The sequence below is a fragment of the Zoogloea sp. 1C4 genome (assembly GCF_009469605.1).
Lineage (GTDB): Bacteria > Pseudomonadota > Gammaproteobacteria > Burkholderiales > Rhodocyclaceae > Zoogloea > Zoogloea oryzae.
In genome coordinates this window covers 1-1779 of sequence record NZ_SSXU01000084.1, presented here as the reverse complement: position 1 = coordinate 1779, position 1779 = coordinate 1, and the positions used below count along the sequence as shown (strand labels likewise).

Annotated in this window: 4 protein-coding genes; all 4 read right to left on the bottom strand. The window is 28.6% G+C overall.

Features of this window, described 5'->3' with window-relative positions; translation table 11 throughout:
• Window positions 1-555 (bottom strand): hypothetical protein (locus tag GH681_RS22905; RefSeq protein WP_153163810.1); only part of this gene is annotated, 555 nt, incomplete at its 3' end.
• A gap of 1 nt (window position 556) precedes the next feature.
• Window positions 557-688: a hypothetical protein gene (locus tag GH681_RS24005; protein WP_255424997.1), complete on the bottom strand. Its 132-nt coding sequence runs from the start codon at window positions 686-688 to the stop codon at window positions 557-559.
• 2 nt (window positions 689-690) lie between these two features.
• A complete protein-coding gene (locus tag GH681_RS22900) occupies window positions 691-1506 on the bottom strand; it encodes a metallophosphoesterase (protein ID WP_194271327.1) in 816 nt (271 codons plus the stop codon).
• A 46-nt stretch (window positions 1507-1552) separates the two neighbouring features.
• Window positions 1553-1779 (bottom strand): hypothetical protein (locus tag GH681_RS22895; RefSeq protein WP_228112051.1); only part of this gene is annotated, 227 nt, incomplete at its 5' end.

The following is a 1779-nucleotide window of genomic DNA, read 5'->3' as shown; positions in this document are numbered from 1 at the left end:
AAATTCATTATGAGTTTCAAAAGTAGATGGTAAATTAAAAAGCAATTCATTTGCTTTCTTATGATTCTGAATATTTTCCTTAATCTTCTTAAGCATTTGTAAATCAGCAAAGCTAATTATCTTCTTATTATCATCTTTCTTACTCAAGTATTCTAAGTAATCTTGATAAATCATAATAAGACCTTCAGCTTCTTCAATACATTTCTCATCAGATTTCTTATTACTATAAGCTTTTTTATAAGCAGATAGTTTAAGCTTATCTTGAGATTCTAATGGATTTACTTGCATAAGTCTATGATACTCATCTAATAAATCCTTTTGCTGTTTTACTTTAGGTGTTGCAAAATCAAGAATAATATAATCTTTCCAGAATTCGTCTGGTTGAAGTAAATATTCATGAATCATAGTTCCTTTTTCAAGAAAAGAAAAGTTCATTCCCTCTTCTTTTCCATCAAGCATATCACGAAAATACCTAGGACCTCTTTTAATAAACCATCCTATTGCAGAATTACTTACTCTGCTATTATCTTCGTAATAAGGAATACTAATATCCATCTTATTCTTTAACATACTCTATAATTACTTTTTCTTCTATAGCTTGTATTTCTATAGTATCATCAATAACATTATTGAACATTGCTTCAATCACAATACGTTCATTATCTGTAACAATTCCTTCTACTTTCATATTTAATCCTCCATGTCGCTAATTACAGCTGACTCAGGAACTTCTGCCGAAGTATCCCAAACTACTTCATCTTCTTTATCTTGTTGTAGTTCAACTTCTTTAAATGTCTTAAGCCAATCTGCTACATTATTATTGTATGCTTGACTAATAAGTTTATCCAATAATGCTTGTTCTACCTGTTTCTTTTCTTTTTCTGTCATAATATCTAATACTACAAATTCATAATTCTTTTTAAAACTATAACAATTATTCAATCTAGAACAATTGTATCTTCCAGAATTTATATCACTAGATCCATCATGCCAATGTCCATATAAATGATATTTACTCTTTCCAAAGGAGAAAACATCTAGAGCTTCATTACAAAATGGATTATCATGTGTTAGTAGTATATCACATTGTGGTATATCTTCATAAGTATCAAATCTACTAAATGCCCATCTGTCCTCTTGAAATTCAATTGGTTTAATCCAAGGAGATCCGTAGAATTTAACACCTTCATATATATACATTTCATCTATAAGAAATACTAATTTACCTTTAGATAAAATTTGCATATTATCTTTAAAAGAACCCCATTCATTTAATTTATACTTATATTCTAAGTAAAAATCATGATTACCTGGTATAATAATTACCTTCTTACAAGGTAATTTATCTACCCACTTTATGAATTTTGTTTCCCACCAATGTTTAGATGCTTCAATATTTCTTTGAGCATTTAATGTTACTATATCACCACATATACATAGTACATCACACTCAGGTATATTCTCAATGAGATTACCATGTATATCACTTATACCGCATATTTTCATGTTTATATAAGTTAAAAGGCTAGAATATATCTAGCCTTATTTGTTCTCACGCTGCATTACAACATTCACAATCGTCATATACATCATTACATTCGTCACAGTCATCACATTCATCATCGTATTCTACAGTATCACTAACTTTAGTTGGTATGTTTTCAGTAGAGATATTCATAATGTTTATAATTTCCTGAAGGCTAATGTCTTCATCTTCTAGCATTTTGACTTCACTCATGAAAGAAACAATGTTATCCATAGAAAGCAGTTTAATATTTT